Source organism: Paenibacillus paludis (assembly GCF_042610515.1).
Classification (GTDB): Bacteria; Bacillota; Bacilli; order Paenibacillales; family Paenibacillaceae; genus Paenibacillus_AQ.
This window is the reverse complement of record NZ_JBGJZP010000001.1, coordinates 680,977-701,084: the sequence shown is the minus strand read 5'-3', so window position 1 is coordinate 701,084 and position 20,108 is coordinate 680,977. Positions and strand designations below refer to the sequence as shown.

General features: G+C 49.8%; 16 protein-coding genes. 11 read left to right on the top strand and 5 right to left on the bottom strand.

Annotated features, from left to right (window positions below):
- The first annotated feature begins 141 nt into the window (after positions 1 to 141).
- A complete protein-coding gene (gene ybaK, locus ACAN56_RS03035) occupies positions 142 to 615 on the top strand; it encodes a Cys-tRNA(Pro) deacylase (RefSeq protein ID WP_038593236.1) in 474 nt (157 codons plus the stop codon).
- Between the two features lie 57 nt (positions 616 to 672).
- On the opposite strand, the gene ACAN56_RS03030 is transcribed toward ybaK, so the two are convergent.
- The gene (locus ACAN56_RS03030; RefSeq protein ID WP_379140439.1) at positions 673 to 1,419 is read right to left on the bottom strand and encodes a YdcF family protein; all 747 of its coding nucleotides are present in this window, start codon (positions 1,417 to 1,419) and stop codon (positions 673 to 675) included.
- A gap of 372 nt (positions 1,420 to 1,791) precedes the next feature.
- Between ACAN56_RS03030 and ACAN56_RS03025 the strand changes: the two genes are divergently transcribed.
- From ACAN56_RS03025 to ACAN56_RS03000, 6 genes are all read left to right on the top strand, one after another.
- Positions 1,792 to 3,390, top strand: a complete 1,599-nt coding sequence (locus ACAN56_RS03025) for a response regulator (RefSeq protein WP_379140322.1) — start codon at positions 1,792 to 1,794, stop codon at positions 3,388 to 3,390.
- 33 nt (positions 3,391 to 3,423) lie between these two features.
- Positions 3,424 to 5,172, top strand: coding sequence for a cache domain-containing sensor histidine kinase (locus ACAN56_RS03020; RefSeq protein ID WP_379140320.1), 1,749 nt, complete (start codon positions 3,424 to 3,426; stop codon positions 5,170 to 5,172).
- 30 nt (positions 5,173 to 5,202) lie between these two features.
- The gene (locus tag ACAN56_RS03015) at positions 5,203 to 6,549 is read left to right on the top strand and encodes an ABC transporter substrate-binding protein (RefSeq protein WP_379140318.1); all 1,347 of its coding nucleotides are present in this window, start codon (positions 5,203 to 5,205) and stop codon (positions 6,547 to 6,549) included.
- A gap of 368 nt (positions 6,550 to 6,917) precedes the next feature.
- A complete protein-coding gene (locus ACAN56_RS03010) occupies positions 6,918 to 8,270 on the top strand; it encodes an ABC transporter substrate-binding protein (protein WP_379140315.1) in 1,353 nt (450 codons plus the stop codon).
- An 83-nt stretch (positions 8,271 to 8,353) separates the two neighbouring features.
- Positions 8,354 to 9,286, top strand: a complete 933-nt coding sequence (locus tag ACAN56_RS03005; protein ID WP_379140313.1) for a carbohydrate ABC transporter permease — start codon at positions 8,354 to 8,356, stop codon at positions 9,284 to 9,286.
- A 1-nt stretch (position 9,287) separates the two neighbouring features.
- Complete coding sequence (locus ACAN56_RS03000) at positions 9,288 to 10,124, top strand: carbohydrate ABC transporter permease (protein ID WP_379140310.1); 837 nt, start codon at positions 9,288 to 9,290, stop codon at positions 10,122 to 10,124.
- Between the two features lie 29 nt (positions 10,125 to 10,153).
- Here the strand turns inward: ACAN56_RS03000 and ACAN56_RS02995 are convergent, their stop codons facing one another.
- Both ACAN56_RS02995 and ACAN56_RS02990 read right to left on the bottom strand, forming a co-directional pair.
- Positions 10,154 to 10,522 (bottom strand): cupin, encoded by a 369-nt coding sequence (locus ACAN56_RS02995; RefSeq protein ID WP_341093896.1) that lies wholly within the window; start codon positions 10,520 to 10,522, stop codon positions 10,154 to 10,156.
- A gap of 25 nt (positions 10,523 to 10,547) precedes the next feature.
- A complete protein-coding gene (locus tag ACAN56_RS02990; RefSeq protein ID WP_379140307.1) occupies positions 10,548 to 11,486 on the bottom strand; it encodes a helix-turn-helix domain-containing protein in 939 nt (312 codons plus the stop codon).
- 176 nt (positions 11,487 to 11,662) lie between these two features.
- On the opposite strand from ACAN56_RS02990, the gene ACAN56_RS02985 reads away from it, so the two are divergent.
- The 3 genes from ACAN56_RS02985 to ACAN56_RS02975 all read left to right on the top strand — a co-directional run bounded on the left by ACAN56_RS02985 (position 11,663) and on the right by ACAN56_RS02975 (position 16,278).
- A complete protein-coding gene (locus ACAN56_RS02985; protein WP_379140305.1) occupies positions 11,663 to 13,774 on the top strand; it encodes a glycoside hydrolase family 52 protein in 2,112 nt (703 codons plus the stop codon).
- A gap of 225 nt (positions 13,775 to 13,999) precedes the next feature.
- Positions 14,000 to 14,368 (top strand): BlaI/MecI/CopY family transcriptional regulator, encoded by a 369-nt coding sequence (locus tag ACAN56_RS02980; RefSeq protein WP_489685685.1) that lies wholly within the window; start codon positions 14,000 to 14,002, stop codon positions 14,366 to 14,368.
- Positions 14,365 to 16,278 (top strand): M56 family metallopeptidase, encoded by a 1,914-nt coding sequence (locus ACAN56_RS02975; RefSeq protein ID WP_379140302.1) that lies wholly within the window; start codon positions 14,365 to 14,367, stop codon positions 16,276 to 16,278. Before ACAN56_RS02980 ends, ACAN56_RS02975 begins: the two co-directional genes overlap by 4 nt.
- Positions 16,279 to 16,359: 81 nt before the next feature.
- Here the strand turns inward: ACAN56_RS02975 and ACAN56_RS02970 are convergent, their stop codons facing one another.
- Positions 16,360 to 17,466 (bottom strand): glycoside hydrolase family 88 protein, encoded by a 1,107-nt coding sequence (locus ACAN56_RS02970; protein ID WP_379140300.1) that lies wholly within the window; start codon positions 17,464 to 17,466, stop codon positions 16,360 to 16,362.
- A gap of 246 nt (positions 17,467 to 17,712) precedes the next feature.
- On the opposite strand from ACAN56_RS02970, the gene ACAN56_RS02965 reads away from it, so the two are divergent.
- On the top strand, positions 17,713 to 19,164 hold the full coding sequence (locus ACAN56_RS02965; RefSeq protein ID WP_379140298.1) for a glycosyl hydrolase family 28 protein: 1,452 nt from the start codon (positions 17,713 to 17,715) through the stop codon (positions 19,162 to 19,164).
- On the opposite strand, the gene ACAN56_RS02960 is transcribed toward ACAN56_RS02965, so the two are convergent.
- The gene (locus ACAN56_RS02960) at positions 19,161 to 20,018 is read right to left on the bottom strand and encodes a helix-turn-helix domain-containing protein (protein WP_379140296.1); all 858 of its coding nucleotides are present in this window, start codon (positions 20,016 to 20,018) and stop codon (positions 19,161 to 19,163) included. The two genes, ACAN56_RS02965 and ACAN56_RS02960, sit on opposite strands and share 4 nt — an antisense overlap.
- Positions 20,019 to 20,108: the final 90 nt, after the last annotated feature.

Genomic DNA, 20,108 nt, shown 5'->3' with positions numbered 1-20,108 from the left:
TGTTCGAAGTCATTGATGAAGTTGATGAAGTTAATAGGTTGATGAAGTTGATGAAGTAAATGTCCGTGATATAATAAATAGAAGCAATTACGCTGCAAAAACTCGGTAGCTAAGAGGGGCTGCCGGAAAGGCTGATGAAGGATGCAAATAACCAAAACGAATGCCATGCGGATGCTGGATGCCAAGGGAATTGGCTATGAAATACATACCTATGATAATGAGGACGGGGCTATCCACGGAACTGCGGTAGCGGAGAAGATTGGCAGACCGCCGGAAACCGTCTTTAAGACACTGGTCTCGCATAGCGGAGCAAACCTGTATGTGTTTGTCATTCCGGTTGCCGAAGAGCTCGATCTGAAGAAAGCCGCAAGAGCTGCGGGTGAGAAGAAGATTGAAATGCTCCCGCTGAAGGATCTGCTGAAATGGACCGGTTATGTCCGGGGCGGCTGTTCGCCGGTCGGGATGAAAAAGCTGTATCCGACTTATATCGAGCAAAGTGCGGAGGAACTGGAGAGCATAGCGGTTAGTGGCGGCAAGATCGGCATGCAGATTGAGCTTGCACCGGATGAACTCGCCGGAATGGTCAATGCGAAGTATGGCGATTTAATTAAATAGAATGAAGCAGAGCAGCGGCCCGGGGAAGCTTGGGCCGCTGCTTTTTTGTGTCTGCTCTTAAAAATGCGCTGCCAGTATCCCCAAGTATTCCTTCAGCGCGATTCCGGTGTTCTCCGCTGAGCCGGGGGAAGGGGAGAACTTGCCGAGATAGAAGGAAGATTCCCGGCTGGCAATGTAATCAGTGGGAAAGGCCAGCGGAGACAGCCCGGCATGTTCAAACTCCAGCATGGCACGTGGCATATGAAAGCCTGAGGTTACAAGCACGGGACGGCTAAAGCCGTGAGCCTTCATCAGCGCAGCCGTATTTACAGCATTTTGCTCTGTGTTCAGCGACTGGTTCTCCGCCAGTACATCAGCCTCGGGGATTCCTAACCCGATTAACTGGCGTTTGGCGATGTCAGCTTCATTCCCGCTATCGGCATAGACCTGTCCGCCGGAGAATAGAATCGGCAGCCCGGTCTCGCGGTACAGCCGCGCGGCGGTCAGCAGCCGGTTCGCCGCCGGTCCCAGCAGGTTGCCTTCACCGTCAAGATCCCGGTTGCCGGAGGAAGCGCCGCCGCCCAGCACCACAATAACATCGCCGTCAACGGTGTTTGGCTGGTCATATTTCCGCTCCAGACTGCCGATTAACGGATCGGCAACCAGGCTGGTCAAGGACAGATAGAGCAGCAGCGTGATGCCCAGCAGCACCAGGGCGGGGCGGCGGTTTTTTCGCCATAACCACACGGCTACCGCGGCGAACAACAGTACAAACAGACCCGGCGGCAGAATGAAGCTGTAGACGAATTTAATAATATAGATCAGCAGGATCAACCTCCGTTCCCTTTATATGTATACTCTATAGCCGTATTGTACCACGTAAGCTCTCCATATAGATGCTTAAGGCAGAAGGATGATGCCTCGCCGAGCCCCTTTTTGAATATGTGACTAAGATGATAAAGGTTCCTCTATAATCCCATGTTCGAACAGGCATTTGCAATAGGCAGATTTTGAAGTGCACATACACATATTTCTTAAAAAACTGCGCTTATTTGTTAAAAAAGCGGCACCCGGCATTCCTTCCTTCCGTGGTAAAGTATAGGTGGATCAATCTGGTTATAATGACACTGTATAATAGGGGAAGCTAGTCTGCTAAGATGGGAACTAACGAACGAACATACAAGCGGAGGGAAAGCGATGAACAGAAATATTCGGGTGCTGCTGGCGGATGATGAACCGGTAATCCTGCGCGGGCTCAAGAAGCTTATTTCCTGGGATGCGCTTGGTCTGGATATTGTCGGAGAAGCGTGTGACGGCATTGAGCTGAAATCAATGATAGCTGCCTGCAACCCCGATCTTGTAATTAGCGACATCAGCATGCCGGGATTTACCGGAATTGATATTATACGCGATATTCATGAGTCCGGGCTTCCGATCAAGGTGGTGTTTATCAGCGCCTATCAGGAGTTTTCGTATGCGCGGCAAGCCCTGCAGTACGGGGCTCTTGATTATCTGGTGAAGCCGGTGAACACCGGCCAGCTGGAGCAGGTTGTGAGCAGAGCCGTCGCTGTAATCCGCCAGGAAACGGAAGAAGAGCGGAACAAGGAAATGCTCAAATCCTATGAACGGAAGAATCATTCCGTGACCATTGAAGAATTGCTCGAACAGATTACCGACGGCAGCAAAGGAGCGGCGGCGGCACTGGCCCGCATGGGCAATATAGCCATCAGCCGTTATGCCACCGTATGTGTCGTGGAGATTGACGAATACAGCGGGATGCCCACCCGCTGGGAGGAACGCGAACGCAAGCTGGTAGAATTCGCGTTGTCCAACATTATTAAGGAAACCGTAGAAGAGGCGGGCAGTGATTATGTGTTCCGTAAAGGAGAACGCTTCGGGATTCTGCTTCAACACGAGCATGAAGGGGAGCCGCAGCGGTTGATGGAAGATCTTCACCACAAGATCAACAGCTTTCTGAAGCTGCAGGTGTCTATCGGTGTCGGCAAGTCCGTGAGTGGCATCGAAGAGGCGGTGGAATCTTACCGCAGTGCGCTCAAAGGCCTCAAGGCCCGATATTTTGCCGGATTAAACCGGGTTATCCCGGATATTGCGGAGCGCCAGGAAACCTCGTTCCCATTATCCGAATTGATCTCCCTTCAAGCTTCACTTTCGGAAGCGCTTAAATCGCTGGATAAGGAGCAGCTCGCTGCGAGCTCCGGGAAACTGCAGGAAGCGGTACAGCTTCTGTCGGGAGACAGCCGGAATCAGGCGGTTTCCCATATCTACAATGCCATTATTCAGCTGGAGCAGGAGCTTGCCAACTATGGTGTGGACGCCGGGCTGCTGGTTCAGGACGACAAGCCGCTGCTGGAGAAATTGACCGATGCGCCAACCTATGCTGAGCTGCAGCAGGCATTTGAGGATGTCGTCAATAAAATGTATGACCAGCTGGCCTGTAAGGCTGGCGGGAAAGAGATGCCCCAGCTGATGCAGGTGAAGGCTTATGTGGAAGAGCATTATGCGGAGAACATCACTCTGGAGTCAACAGCGTCACTGGTTTATATGAATCCGTATTATTTCAGCAGTTTCTTCAAAAAGCATACCGGGCAAAATTTCAAATCCTATCTCACAGAAGTCAGAATGGGCCATGCGCTGCGTCTACTGCTGCAGAGTGACCTGATGGTGTATGAAATTTCCGAGCTGGTGGGCTATAATAATGCCCGGCATTTCAGTGATATGTTCAAGAAGAAATACGGCAAGCTGCCGCAGGAATATAAACATTCGCTCAGAAATTAACAGACATTTTTCTTAGAGAAAAGAGGGGTGTTCGTGCTGATCTGGGGACGCAGATCCAAGAGCATTTTCGTGAAATTTTCCGCTTCCTTTTTATTGGTCGGGCTGATACCGCTGCTTGCACTCAGCTTCTTCTCCGTGAAGACCTTCTCCGGCTATGTGGAGCGCTATACTACCAGTAATTTGCAGCAGATGGTTCTGTATATGAGCTACAATCTGAATACCGCATTTAATCAATATAATGAAACCTCCAAGCTGATGTATACCGGCCGTTATGAAGGTTTTATTGAGAGCTATACACAGAACCAGGCAACCAATGTCAATGAGCGGGAGCAGATCAACACCATTCCGATCGACTCCTTTCTGAAGACGCTGTTATTCAGCGATCCTTATATTACAGGAGTACAATTTGTCCGCCAGTCTGACGGCAAGATTTATTCCCAGGAGAAAGAGAACCGCTCGTTGTCCGGTGAACCGGTCCCAATCCCGGCATGGCTGGCGAAGATGGAAGAGAACCCCTCGAAGGTGGAAATCTTCCCCACACATACAGATAATTATTTTTTTCAGTCGCAAAGACAGGTGTTCACCGTCGGGCGCAGTCTGATTGATACCTCAGGGCGTGTGACCAAAGAACCGAAGGTTGTAGGAACGCTTTTTCTCGATATCGATACCACTTTGTTCCAGCAGTTCTTCAGAGAGCTGAATCTTGGGGAGAAGGATGAACTGTATTTGCTGGACGGTGAAGGCAGAATCTATTTCAGCAATCAAAAAGAGACTTCAGGCATCATCGCACAGCCAGACAAGCAGAACAATGAAATGATTATCCTCAGCGAGGATATCCCTTTTTTGCAGGGGAAGCTTATCGCCAAGATCCACCGGGGCAGCTTGTTCGAACAGCTTCTGTCTGCCAGAACCACCGTATACATCGCCATTCTGATCTGTGCCTTTGTAATGATTATTATGGGGGTCTGGTTTTCCCGCAGGCTTGCCGCTCCGATCCGTGAGCTCATAAAACAGATGACGGTGGTGGAATCAGGCAAGCTGGACATTCAGGTCAGCGTGAATACCAATGATGAAATGGGCCGGCTGGCGCATGGATTCAACCGGATGGTGGAGCGGCTTCAGGTCTATATTGATGAGGCGTACGTGGCTCAGATCAAGCAGAAGCAAACAGAGCTGAATGCGCTGAAAAGCCAAATCCGCCCTCATTATTTATATAACACGCTTGAAGTTATCCGTATGAATGCGGTGGACAAGGAAGCCGGAGAAGTGGCCGATATGATTCTTGCCCTCTCCAACCAGCTGAAATATGTCATTGATTACGGGGAAGACCGTGTAAGTCTTGGCAGTGAGCTGGAGCATTTGCAGAATTACTTTTATATTATTTCCGTACGTTTTGAGAACCGGTATGAGCTTCATCTGGACATCGCTGCTGACATTCAGATGGATTGGCCGATACTGAAACTTTCGCTGCAGCCCATTGTAGAGAATGCGGTCCAGCATGGCCTGCGGCTTAAAGGGAAAGGTACGGTAGGCATCACGGTGGAACGTCGGGAGAATGTCCTTGCGGTCACCGTGTACGATGATGGCATCGGCATGAACAGGGAAGAACTGGCGCGTATTACCCAATCATTGAATGACGCCGAGGCCCCCAGCAAAAATGTTGGCTTGAAAAATGTGCATGAGCGGATCCGTTCCAGCTTCGGTGAGGCGTACGGGTTGTCCGTCAGCAGCCGTGAGCATATCGGAACCTCCATTACACTGCTGTTTCCGATTAGCGAATAATCCCACATTATACCCGGGAGGTCACTGCTTATGTTCTGCAAAAAAGTGTTTACCCTGCTGTCTCTTCTGCTGCTAATGACCACCGGCATACTAACAGCTTGTGAAAGTGATCGTGGCTCTAACAGTAATTCTGCGAATCATGGGGCTGACGTTACAGCAGCTGACGATGTTGAAGCAGACAGCGGGAAAAAGGTTCAATTCAGTATCGCTTATGCAGCCGGCGACCCGGCAACCAGACAGGCCATTGCGGCAGCGATCAAAAGCTACATGCAGCTCCATCCCGATGTGATGATCAATGATGTGGCTGAGATGTCCTCAAACGCTTACCTGGATTGGCTGAAAATCAAGGATGCGGTAGGGGAATTTCCGGATTTGCTTGAAATGCGCGATACCGAAGCCTTTGCTGCTGCCGATAAAATTGTCCCGCTGCCGTCCGATTTAGTGGAACTGTTCGATCACCCGCCGCTGATAGACGGCAAGGTCTGGAACGCACCGCTTTTCATAAACGTGCCAGAAGGGATTATCTATAGTAAAAAAGCCTATGCCGCTGCCGGTATTACCGAGCTGCCGACAACTTACGATGAATTCCTGGACATCCAGGAAAAGCTGAAATCGAGCGGCATTACTCCCCTGGTTGTCGGCGGTAAGGATATATTCCACATGGGCTTCTGGGTGAATAAATTTCTGATTGATGAGGTGTACGCCAAGGACCCGGACTGGAACTCCAAGCGTACTGCGGGAATCGTCAGCTTCACGGATGATAATGTGATTCAGGCGATGAGTGATTTTAAGGATCTGTTCACAAATTATGTGAATAAAGACTGGCTCAGCACCGGAGATAACCAGACGGCTTCCATTCTCGTATCCGGCAAGGCGGCGCAGCTTTTCTCGGGAACCTGGATGTTCTCGCAGATAGAGGAAGCCGATCCAAGCTTCGAATACGGATTTTATGCTGTGCCTGACCGTGAAGGCAACATAAATGTTGTGGGACTGCCGTCTCCCTCAGGCTGGTCCTTGTCGGCGGAAGCCGCGGGTGACCCTGACAAAAGAGAAGCAATTAAAGACTTTATCAGGTTTTTCTTTGCCCCGGAACAATATTCCAGCTTCCTGGCCCGGCTGAACGTGATTCCCTCTACCACAGACAAGATTACCTATAATACGAGTGAACAAATGAAGGTAGCTCTGGACCTGATCAAGGATCCGAAGGTGACCAAGTCACTGAAGATCAACAACTGGTGGGGCAGCAATCTTATTCCTCAGCAGTTCCGCAACTGGTACTACAAGCTGCTGCAGGAGATGGTAGTGAAGCGTGGTAGCGTAAGAGATTACATGAAGCTAGTGGATGCAGAATACGACAGGCAGGTAAAGGAAAACTAGCCTTAGTAAGGGTAAGTCTCTTGAAGAAACTTGATGATAAAGTAGCCTTTTTATACAGACGGAGGTCCCCGGACCTCCGTTTTTTTGTACTTTTTGGGAATGCCCAACTACTTCTGCTTGGGTTTTCCTCTTAAATTTACCGCACATGAGCCTTAAGAAACTTCATTCTAACCCGAATCGGCGGGTGCTATGCTAGTAGCAAGGAAACGCTTTCGAAAAGATGATGCGCACATCAAACCCCAGTTTCCAGTCTGCCACCAACCTACGGTTCCACAGCAGTGTTCCAAAATTCATACTCCGTTTTGTACTAAGGTACGAAGTGTTTTCCCGTAGTGATACTAACAAAATTTTAGGGGGTTGTTCTACAGATGATTACAAAAACGATGACAAAGCTGTCTGTGACGCTGCTTGCTGCTACGGCTATCCTGTCGGCTTGCGGCAACAACAATAATAACGGAGATGCCAATACCGGTGATAAGACAGCGGCATCCAATGCTCCGAGCGCGGCAGCGGCGGATACGAAGAAAGAGGTTAGTTTCACCATCGGTTACGCCGCCGGTGATCCTGCAACGAAACAGGCGATTGCCAATACGGTCAAAGCCTTTATGGCAGCTAATCCGAATGTGAAGATTAAAGATCTCAGCGAAACGACATCCGCCGCTTATCTCGATTGGCTGAAAACCAAAGATGCGGTAGGCGAATTCCCGGATTTGGTGGAAATGCGTGATACCGAGGTTTTTGCCGATGCCGGTAAAATTGTTGAGCTGCCAACCGACCTGCTGGATTTATTCGATAATCCTCCGCAGGTAGAAGGCAAGGTCTGGAACGCTCCGCTGTCCGTCAACGTGCCTCAAGGCATTATTTACAGCAAAAAAGCTTATTCCGATGCCGGAATTACTGAACTCCCCAAAACCTATGATGAGTTCCTGGCGATCCAGGAGAAGCTGAAATCTGGCGGAATCACCCCGCTGGTGGTTGGCGGTAAGGATATTTTCCACATGGGCTTCTGGGTGAATAAATTCCTGATTGACGATGTGTATTCAAAGGACCCGGATTGGAACTCCAAACGTACGGCCAAAACAGTCAGCTTTACGGATGCCAATGTGGTTCAGGCCATGACGGATTTTAAAGACCTGTTCAAGAATTACGTCGACAAGGGCTGGCTAAGCACCGGTGACAACCAGACTGCATCTATCCTGGTCTCCGGCAAAGCCGCTCAGCTCTACTCCGGCACATGGATGTTCTCGCAAATTAAAGAGGCCGATCCAAACTTCGATTTCGGGTTCTATGCGATTCCTGACCGCGAAGGTAAAGTGAACGTAATTGGCCTTCCGTCACCTGCCGGCTGGTCTCTGTCCGCTGAAGCCGCCAAAGACGCCGACAAAACACAAGCCATTAAAGACTTTATCCGGTACTTCTTTGCACCTGAACAATATTCACCGTATCTGGCCAGCGTTAATGCCATTCCATCCACAAAAGAGAAGGTAACCTACGAGACGGGCGAGCAAATGAAGATAGCCCTGGATTTGATTGCTGATCCTAACGTTACCAAATCCCTGGCAATCAACAACTGGTGGGGGGATAACCAGATTCCGCCGCAGTTCCGCAACTGGTACTATAAATTGCTGCAGGATTTGGTTGTGAATGATGAAGATGTAGCTAGTTATATGAAACAAGCCGATACCGAATACGATGCGCAAGTGAAGGCTAATCAACAGTAAAGAAAGAGCGTCCGGAAGAGGAGTGCCTCCGTTCAAGGTGAACCACTCCTCTTCACCGGCGATCTCCGGGAGGGAGAGTAACTATGGCTACAGCAATAGAGAGAGCAGACAAGCCGCTGGCGGCAGCCGTTCCGAAGAAAAAGAAGAAGTGGCAGTCCTATGCATTCATGTTTATTTTGCCATCATTTTTGATTTATACATTGTTCGTTATTGTTCCTACTGCAGGAAGTATATATTTAAGCTTCACCTCATGGGATGGCATCAGCGAAGATGTGAGGTATATCGGGTTCGCTAACTTCGTGGAAATCTGGAATAGCCCCCGCGTTCACAACGCGCTGAAGAATACTTTGCTTATGACGGTCAGCCTGGTAGTGCTGGAGAATATCGCCGCTATTGCCTTGGCCATTCTTGTAGATAAAGTACGCTGGTTCCGCAATCTGTTCAGAAGTATTTTTTATTTCCCTACTCTGCTCAGCGGGATTGTAATGGGGTTTGTCTGGGCCATGATTTTGAACTATAACTTTGGTGTGTTTAATCAGGTTCTGGATAGTGTCGGGCTGGGAAGCTGGATGGTAGACTGGCTCGGGAATCCGAAGTATGCGATGATTTCGATCATTTTGTCCACGGTGTGGAAAGGTGCGGGGTATTACATGATCATCTATCTGGCGGGGCTGCAAGGCATTCCTGCTGAGCTGAATGAAGCGGCGAGCATTGACGGTGCGAACGGCTGGCAGCAATTCCGCCACATTACCTTCCCGCTGTTAGCTGGATCGATGACCGTATGTATGGTGCTCTCCATGATCAGTGCGCTGAAGATTTTTGATCAGATTGCAGTAATGACCGATGGAGGCCCCGGTTTTGATACCGAGACATTGACCTATATTATTTATAAAGTCGGCTTTGGCGAACTAAGGCAGGGCTTTGGTACGGCGCTGGCAATGGTGCTGTTCCTGATCATTATGATTATTACGGTCATCCAGGTTAAATTCCTCCGGAAACGTGAGGTGCAGATGTAAAATGTCGATTCATACGAAAAAAAGACTCTGGGAGATTTCCCTGTTTATTGTAACGCTGCTGCTGGCGATCATTTTCTTTTTCCCGATCTTCTTTAACCTGATGTCCGCCTTTAAAAGCAACGCCGAAATTATGAGGGACGCCATCGCGTTCCCTAAGGGATTATATCTGGACAGCTTTAAATACCTGCTCACAGAAACCGAATTTCCCCGGGCGATCCTGAACAGTCTGATTCTAACACTGGTTTCGATTGTTGCTCAGGTCTTGATCATTCCTATGGCGGGTTACGCCATCGAACGCAGAAATGTCCGCTGGACTAAATTTATGTTCCTGTATTTCCTGGCCGGGATGATGATTCCGTTTCAGGCTTACATGATCCCTTTGTTCAAAGAGCTGAGAATGTTCGGACTGTACGGAAGTCTTGCCGGTCCGATTCTGGTCTATGTTGCCGGGGCTGTCGGCTTTGGCTGCCTGCTCTACACCAGCTTTGTCAAAGGCATTCCGCAGGAAATTGAGGAAGCGGCAGAGATTGACGGCTGCTCCCGTTACGGAATCTTCTGGAAAATTGTCTTCCCGCTTATGGGACCGGTTACGGCAAGCATGGTTGTGCTTAACGGTCTGGGGATCTGGAATGATTTCCTGCTGCCGATGCTCGTGCTTCCTTCAGGCGAAGCCAAGACGATGGTCGTGGAAATCTACCGCTATATCGGTGAATTTTCCTCCCGCTGGGATATGATTTTTGCCGGAACAGCGATGTCCGTTGTACCTGTGCTGATTGTTTTTGTATCGCTGCAAAAGTATTTTGTTAAAGGTATCGCCGCAGGTGCTACCAAAGGTTAAGATAATATATTGTTGAGGCTGCCCCTAGATCACAGGGGGCGGCCTTGCTGCATTTTCATAAATGCTTCCGGATTTAACGTCTCACTTTCAATAACAATCGCGGTTAATCCGGTATCTGTTCTGGTTTCATGCCATTCGTCTTTCTCCCAGAATACTGCATCCCAGGCCTGCACCGGGACATATTCTGCTGCTTCTCCCCGGACATATCCTTCTCCTTCTATGATCAGCAGCAGCTGCGGCACAACGGCTTGGTGATAACCGATTACGCCATTCTCTTGTAGATGCATACATCCGATATGGGCAGCCTGTTCGGTTTGTACAATACGCGACATTATAAAATTTGAATTGAAAGCCGTAATGGACTTACCGCTCTCTTTGGCAAAGCTGTATATCTTCATATGATCCTCCCGGTTCCCCTGATGTTTAGCTTAATTTATCGTTTGACAGCTCAGGATCAGCTGTAAGCCTGCGGTAGCCCATTGGAGGCAGTCCGGTCCAGCGCTTAAATTGTTTGCTGAAATGGGAGACGTCGCGGTAACCGAGCCGATGGGCAATCGCTTCGACGGACAGGCTGTTGTCAAGCAGCAGCAGCTTGGCATGGCGGATAATCAGATCGGAGAGATATTGTCTCGGAGACATCCCGTAGATCTGACGGAAGGCCCGGTTGCAGTGATTCGGGCTATAACCCAGCTGCGCTGCAATGCCTTCAATACCGTCGCCACGGCTGCCTGTAGCTTCTGCCGTGAAGACGGATTCCTGCAGCAGGCCTTCGATGGCATTCGCCAGGGCAACGGTATTCTCCGTGACTCCCGGAAGTGCGCTTCCAGAAACAACAGGCATTTCGGCCAAGACCCAGCCGCTGAGTGCGGTGAATAGCTGCAATGAGGCGTTCAGTATCATTAACCGGTTCAACTGTGAATCGCTGGCTTCGGAGAGAATCACCCTGCTGATGATAATGTCCAGCGCGGAACGGATAGACCGCAGCTCCGGGCTGCTCCCGCTGAGACTTACCGTATCCATGGTCATTAGGGAACGCCGCAGAATCAGATCATCAATATCAAAATGCAGGCAGAAATATGTCATTTCATTGCCGGAATCCGCGACGAGGCTGGAATGCTGCACACCGGGGCGGATGAATAGAATATCTCCGCTTTCCTGAACGTAAGCGCGGCCGCCGACCGTCATTTGCTGCCTGCCCTGCAGAACTACATTGATTTCAAACATTGGGTGGGTATGTACTGGATACTGCCACTGCGTATTTACTTTGCGCCAGTGGGCGGCAAAAATATGAAAAGCTGCCTGGATGTCCGGTGACATCCGGCCGTCCAGGGAATGCTGAATGCCGGGATCATTTGACTTCATTGCCATCCTCATTTTCGAATAGAATATGGGTTTATTATAGCATAGCTTGCTCCAGGCGATTGATTTGCCCAAATAATAGGCGGCTTTGGCCCTGTCGCACCCAGGGCGGCATAGATAACATAGAGATAGAGCCCGGCCGCCGCCGGGAATCAGCCTGGAGGGAGTGTTTTTACGATATGCCGCAGAATCAGTTTTTTAACGCCCATCATTCACCGATCGGCTCTTTTGCCAGCTTTACATTAGGATTTAAGGGGGCTGGAGGCGGCTTTGATCTGGAAGCCGGGAAGCCGCCCAGACAGAATATATTTATCGGACTGCAGCGGAAGGACGGCAGCGGCTTTGATACGCTGCCGTTTCACGAGCATGACGGAGAGGATGAGAGCAAGCGCTACGATATCGAGAATCCGGATCCTAAACCGTCTAAGCCGCGGATCCTCTTTCCGTTTGCAGACGGAGAAATTGTCCGGGATTTCAAGCTGACTACAGACAGCTGGCAGGCCGGTGATTTGACCTTCCGCATTTATTCGCCGGTGCGGTCCGTGCCGGACCCGGAGACGGCTTCGGAAGAAGAGTTGAAGGGGATTTTGCTGCCGGCACTGCTGGTGGAATTTGAAGTAGATAACACTGCCGGTGAAATTGAGCGGCGTGCATTCTTTGGCTTCCAGGGCAACGATCCCTATAGTGCGATGAGAAGACTGGATGATTGCTCTGCAGAGCTTGCCGGTGTCGGGCAAGGAAGATTTGTGGCGATTGCCGCAGAGCAGGGAACGGCAAGGTCGGCCATGCATTTTAAATTGGAGGATATTCTGCTGTCGGAGCTGGAGGAGAATTGGACCTTTGGCCTTGGCCGGGTAGGAGCGCTTGTTATGGATGTTCCCCCTGGCGTCCGGAAGACCTACCGTTTCGCTGTCAGCTTCCACCGGTCAGGTTACGTTACCTCCGGTATGGATGCTTCCTATTACTACAACCGCTATTTCAGCAATGTGGAGTCCGTGGCGGAATATGCGTTGTCGCATTTTGATGAATTGAAGCAGCAGGCGCTGCAGGCGAACAGCCTGCTGGAAAATACAGGCCTTAGCAGGGATCAGACCTTTATGCTGGCTCACGCTATCCGCAGCTATTACGGCTCGACGCAGCTGCTGGACTACAAGGGCAAGCCGTTCTGGATCGTAAATGAAGGCGAATACCGGATGATGAACACCTTCGACCTTACCGTCGATCAGCTGTTCTATGAACTGAAGATGAATCCATGGACGGTGCGCAACGAGCTGGATATGTTCGTAGACAGATTCAGCTACGTCGATACGGTCCGCTTCCCTGGCGACCAAACGGAGTACCCTGGAGGCCTCAGCTTTACCCATGATATGGGGGTGGCAAATGCTGTATCACGTCCCGGTTATTCCGCCTATGAGATGTACGGCATTGACGGCTGCTTCTCGCATATGACTCATGAACAGCTGGTCAACTGGGTTCTTACGTCGGCCGTTTACCTGGAGCATACAGGCGATCTTTCCTGGATGGAGCGGAATCTGACCGTGCTGGAGAGCTGCCTGCAAAGTATGCTGAACCGCGATCATCCGGACCCGGAGCAGAGAAACGGAGTTATGGGCCTCGACAGCTCGCGCACAATGGGCGGTGCCGAAATTACCACCTATGACAGCCTGGATGTTTCGCTTGGCCAGGCCCGAAACAACATCTATCTTGCCGGGAAGTGCTGGGCGGCTTATCTGGCCATGGAGAAGATTTTCCGGGAGAATGGAAACACAGTACTGTCAGAAACAGCCGGAGCTCAAGCGGAACGCTGCGCAGCAACGATTGTTGCCAGCGTGACAGAAGATGGTTATATCCCGGCAGTGATTGGGGAAGGGAATGATTCGAAGATCATCCCGGCTATTGAAGGTCTGGTCTTCCCGTATTTCACAGGCTGCAAGGAAGCACTGGAACGCGGAGGCCGGTTCGGCGCTTATATCGCGGCATTGGAGCGGCATCTGGAGGCGGTTCTTGTGCAGGGTGTCTGCCTGTTCGAGAACGGCGGCTGGAAAATCTCCTCTACCAGCAACAACAGCTGGCTGAGCAAAGTGTATCTCTGCCAATTTATCGCCAGACAAATTCTCGGGCTGGAATGGAATGAAGCCGGCCGGGAAGCGGACCGGGCGCATGTGGAATGGCTCACGCATCCGCAGCTTTCCATCTGGAGCTGGAGCGACCAGATTATCTCCGGGGAAATTACCGGCAGCAAATATTATCCTCGCGGGGTAACAGCTATCCTGTGGCTGGATGAACACTAAGCAGAGTGCTCCAGCACAAGCGCAAGGCGAGTACTTGATATAGGGAATACCAGAATAAGCGGTTCCTCCGGTTAGCTCATGACCGGGGACCGCTTTTTAGTCATTTTGAGATACGGAATTCCTGTAAGAAAAATAAAATTTCCAAAAACTACTGCAGTAGTCTTGAAATGTGCAGACTATCGTAGTAGTATGGACTTACAAACTATTGCAATAGTCTGAAAGGAGATGATCCATATTCAAATTAAACTTTTTGACTCTGAGCTCAAGGTCATGGATGTCTTATGGAAGGAAGGGACTATAACCGCCAAGCAGCTTGCTGAAGTCCTGAGTGAGCAGGTGGGCTGGAACAAGAACACCACCTACACTGTGATCAAGAAATGTATCGACAAGGGTGCCATAGAACGGCTTGAACCTAATTTTCTCTGCCGGGCTATTCTCTCTAAAGAGCAGGTACAGGAACAAGAAACGGCTGAATTGATAAACAAGGTCTTTGACGGCTCCACCGAGCTGCTGTTTGCTTCTCTTTTGAACACGAAGAATCTATCCGCTAAGGAGATCGCAAGACTCAAGCAGCTCGTGGAGCAATTGAAATGAGCTGGCTGATGGATATTTTTCAAATGAGCCTGACCGCGGCTGTACTCATTATTGCGATCGTGGTTGTTCGTGCGCTAACCTTGCATAAGCTCCCGAAGAAAACGTTTCTCGTACTTTGGGGCGTGGTGCTCTGCCGCTTGCTTATTCCGTTCTCGATCCCGTCTCCCTTCAGCTTCTACACAGGTTTAGAGAAGCTGGAGCTGGTATTTAGGACAACATCCTCAACTCCGCCTCCTGCGGAAGCATCAAGAATCTTACATACCGTGAATTTTTCAGGGACAGCGGAGTCAATAGGAAATGTCGCGTCATCGGGATCGACATCAGCAACAGCATCCATCTCACCTCTTGCGATCATTGGGCTGCTAGGGATGTGTGTCTTTGCTCTGTTTTTTATCGTGACTTATATTAAATGCCGCAGGGAGTTTCAAACCTCTCTGCCGGTCGGGAATGATTTCACCGCCCGTTGGCTGCAGGAACATCCCCTGCACCGGCAGGTACAAATCAGGCAATCGGATCAAATTAAAGCGCCGTTGACCTATGGCATTCTCCACCCTGTAATACTCATGCCTAAAGATATGGATTGGACTGATGAAACGAGGCTGCGGTATATTTTCACCCATGAATTTGTGCATATCCGGCGGTTTGATGCATTGACCAAGCTGGTGTTGACATTTGCACTGTGCCTGCACTGGTTCAATCCAATGGTCTGGGTGATGTATATCCTGGTCAATCGTGATATTGAACTCTCCTGTGATGAAACCGTCGTGCGGATATTTGGGGAACCTGTAAAAGCGGCTTATGCTATGACGCTGATTGGGATGGAGGAGAAGAAAAGCAAGGTGACTCTGTTATTCAACAGCTTCAGTAAAAATTCAATTGAAGAGAGGATCATTGCGATTATGAAAATGAAAAAAACGACAGTTTTTGGATCTGCAGCGGCATTGCTGCTGATTGCGGGTACAGTCACTGCTTTTGCAACCAGTGCTGCTAAGCCGGTTTCTGGCAGTGGTTTTGAAGAGAATTCGCTGGCGGTTTATGAACCCTACGGTCTGGTCTACGATGCAAAAAGCCACGAATTAATGTATCAAAATGAAGAAGTCCGTGATTTCTTTGATGAACAGGCCGGAGTCGGCCAGTCCATGATGGATGGAACTGTGGATGTATATGCAGTCTATAAGAATGGCAAACTGGCTGGAATCGAAAAGCGGAGCCCGGAAGAGTTCAGCAAGACAACTGCCGAGAAGAAAGCTTTGCAGAAGGAGTTCGCTGAGAAAAGAAAGGAACTCGGTATTGCGGACAATGAAGACTTCGCTTATTCGGATAATTCCGAGGGCCAGTCTGGCACAATGGGTCAGTCGTCTGATACTGTGTATTCCTATAGCGATGAAACTGGCGCAGTTCAAATCAGCAACGATGACGGGAAAACGTGGATGAGTGAAGAAGCATATGAACAAGCGAATCCGAAGCCAAAAGTTGTATGGTGGACCTATGAAGAATATAAAACATGGCTTGCGGAAGAAAAGAAATCGCTGCAAACGATCATCGGCGGAAAAGGCTGGAACCCGACCGACGGCTGGTATGAATGGACCCCCAAGAAGGTTAATGAGACCATCGCCATGTATGAAGGGATATTGGAGGAGATAAAAAAGGGTGTGAAGGTCTCAAAATCGGTGGACGGAAAAGATGACGTAATGTTGTCGTATAACCCTGGAGAAGTAGAGGTATCTTCAGCCCACGGGATGACAATTTCCGATGACAACGGAAATATATCAGACATCGGGCCCTATGACACCAAAGAAGAATTGCTGGCTGCCATAAAGCTTTATTGCGAAAGACAGGTGAAAGCTGGAAAGTTAACTCCAATAGAAGCTGAAAAACTGATCAATGAAGCGAATACTCAGCATAAATAAACTGTACGTATCAATACAAAACGCCTTGTCCTCTTAGGGAGCGCAAGGCGTTTTCTATGGTCACATGCTTCATTCTCAAGCTTAGAAAATGCGATGTTTCCATCCGTTTAATTTCGAGACAGCTTCCACATAGTAGTAGTCTCCGTAAATCAGTGACACGTCGATGAAGGAGGTTCCGCTGCCCGTCCCGTGCAGCAGAATGGCTTCATGCTCCGGCTGGTCCCAGGTGGCGTAGTTCTCTGTCAGCGAGCGCAAGATCCGTTCTGCAGCATTAGCGTAAAGGCTCTTCTCGCCGGGCGGAACAACTTCAGCGAGTTCCAGCAATCCGGAGGCAGCGATGGATGCAGCCGAGCTGTCTCTGAACATCCGCTTGTCATCCTCCAGACGGAAATCCCAATATGGCACCTGATCCTCAGGCAATGCCGCGATAAAATAATGGGCAATCCGCTTGGCCGTATCCAGGAAACGCTCATCCCCGCTGTGGCGGTAAGTGTTGATGAAGCCATAAAGTCCCCAGGCTGCCCCGCGGCTCCAGCAGGATTCGGCGGAATAACCCTGTCCGCCAAAGTTCTCGATGTATTCTCCGGTCTCTGCGTCGAAGGAGAGAATATGTTTGGTCGATCCGTCTTCATTGACGCCATATTTCATCGCCGTTTCGGCATGGCTCACAGCAATATGCTTGTACCGCGGATCGCCGCTGACCTTGCTCGCCCAGAACAGCAGAGAGATATTCAGCATGCAGTCGATAATCACCCAGCCGTATTTATCCTCATTCCACGCACGGATAAATTTGCCCACCGGATTGTAGCGTGCAGCGAGGAAATTGGCGGCTTCAAGTCCTCTGCGCAGCCCATCCTCATCTCCGGTCAAAGTATTCTTAATTACGGCTGTCGGCAGAAATTGAAAACCTACATCATGATGCAATTCAACGGTCGGTTTAACAAACCATTCCTCGAGTGTGCCATCCCAATGCCAGGCGGCCTCCTTGTACAGGTCCTTTCCGGTCATATCATGCATAATCCACAGGAGGCCCGGCCAAAAGCCCGTCGTCCACCAGTCTGAGCCGATATCGTCAAATTTGCCGTCTGCTCCGGCGAAATGCGGACATTTGCCGCCGATTTGCTCCACCATGCGCGTTACCTTTGTGTCGAGTCTGTCCATGATTTCCTGCCAATACGTTTTACTCATCGCGAATCCTCCAATGCTTTAGATGTGTCCCCAGTATATCGCTATCCGTATTGTCAAAGTTGCGATTTGATATTCAAAAATATCGAAATATTGTCATGATAATAACTGAATAAAGATCATTCGCGAATTCCACAACTACTGCTAACGCGACAAAATATAAACATTTCCTTATAACGTTGCCAAACTTTTGTGCGGCCCCTGAACTTTATAATATGAATAGGAAAATTACAGGGGGGACTCAGGTCAATGAACCAAGTGCAAATTTATAACGCTCCCAATAACATACCGCTCAGGGAGGATTTCAGGGTTAAGGTTCGTCCGGTTGGAGGGGAATGGCAGCCGCTTTTGATTTACGAGGTCAAAGTGGACATGCATCAGGTACGACCGGCATCGCTCGCTTTTTTTGATCTGCAAGGTATGGCTGATGTGGAAATTACATGCCTCTATACAGAAATTACTCATGTGAACATTGCTCCGGCAGCAAGAAATATCAAATTTGAGCAGGATGGCCGCAAACTCTCTTTCCTGTTGAACGGCCCGCAAAAGCTTTCGGTGGAAATAAACGGCGACCGTTTCCGTAATCTGCATCTGTTCGCGAATGAGCTGGAGAAAAATGTGCCTCAGCCTGAGTATGCCAGCGTGCACCTGATTCAGCCGGGCATTCACCGGACTCCCGATCTGTTAAACCTGCTCGAAACGACCAGAGAGGCCGAAGGCGGAGTACCGCAAACACTCTATTTTGCACCAGGCACCCATTACATTGAAGAAACGGCATTTCCAGTGCCCTCAGGAACGACCGTATATCTTGCCGGAGGGTCAGTCCTAGTAGGTTCACTGGTGTGTGAAGGAGTAGAGGATGTAACCATCCACGGGCGGGGTGTCATTTATTTGGCGGATTTCCACCGGTTTTCGGCTTTTCGCGGTGTGCGAATTGTCTTCTCGCAACGGGTGAATGTGGAAGGGATTACAGTCATTGATCCGCCGCATTACAGTGTGTTTATCGGGCAGTCTGCTAAAATTTCGATCAACAACCTGAAGTCATTCAGCACACGGGGCTGGAGCGACGGAATCGACATCATGGCGAGCAGCGATATTGACATCCGTGATGTCTTCATGCGGAATTCCGACGACTGCATCGCCATTTACGGCTCCAGATGGGATTTCTATGGAGACAGCCGGAACATTAGCGTACGGGACTCCATTCTATGGGCCGATGTGGCTCATCCGCTGATGATTGGCACTCATGGAGATCACCAACGGAGCGGGGATTTGATCGAGAACATTGTGTTCGAGAATATCGATATTCTGGAGCATCATGAACCTCAGGAGAATTATTGGGGAGCACTGGCGATTAATGCCGGGGACCGCAATATGGTGCGGAATATCCTGTATAGCGATATCAGGGTGGAACGGATAGAGCAGGGTCAGCTGCTGGATCTGCGTGTGGTGATGAACAAGGATTATAATCCGGAACCGGGCTCGGGCATCGAAAATATTACGTTCCGCAATGTCCGTTATGACGGAGCTGACATCCAACCTTCCCGTATTTATGGATACGATGGAAAACGGGGCGTAGACGGTGTATCTTTTATCAATTTGCAGATCAATGGTGAAGTGATAGGAGAGGCGCGCACAGACAGAATGCTGATCAATGAATATGCGCGCAATATTGTTTTTGTAAGTGAAGATTCCCGTTAATTACTCTTCCGGTATTTTAGGGGAGTGGTGCCGAGGACTCTTTTGAACAGCTGGTTGAAATAGGAGGCGTTCGGGAAACCCACCGTGATACCGATCTGCTCCACAGGCATATCCGTTGTGCTGAGCAGGCGGCAGGCTTGCTTGATCCGCCGGGCGGTCAGGTAGTCGACCAGGCGGCTTCCCGTTTCCTGGTGGAAAATCCGCGAGACATAAGACTTCGATAAATGGGTCTCCGCTGCGAGCTGCTCGAGGTTCACCTCTTCATGGTAATGCTCCTCGATCCAGTTCATGATCTGCTCGGAATAGCGGAGATTCCGCCGTTCCTCCGGTTGGATCAACATGTTGCCGCCGGTTCCCAGGCAGCTCAGTAATTGCGTAAGCAGCATTGTAATATCCTCGGAATCTTCCACCGGGGAATGGGTCCGGCACTGATCATACTGGTTATAAATCCATTGTATGGCCTCATTCTGACTGCCGAGATCAAACCCGCAATAGGTGTTCTTACCCTGCCATAAGGCAGAGAAGAGCGCTTTGCGCTTGGGGAAGTTCTTCAGCAGATTCTCGGCGGTGTGCGGATCCACATAGAAAATGCTGCGCACGAACGGGCATTCCGCAGAGACCTCCGAATAAATCCGGTGCAGCTGATAAGGCTGGAAAAAAAACAGCATGCCGGAGCGGATATCATCCATTTGCTGATTGACGACAACATTGCCCTGACCGCTGTGGATATACATGATCTCGCAGCACTGGTGCCAGTGGTAGTAGCCCTTGTAATAGTCATCAGTGTATAGCTGATAGTCCCAGATGAGCGACTTGTGGTCCGTGAAAATAACAGGTTCGAACAGCTGCTTCATAGTTCCTCCATCATGACAAAATACAAACATTTTATAATAACTCATTATAACTTTCAACCGCTGTAAGCGCTAGAATATTAACTGTAAATC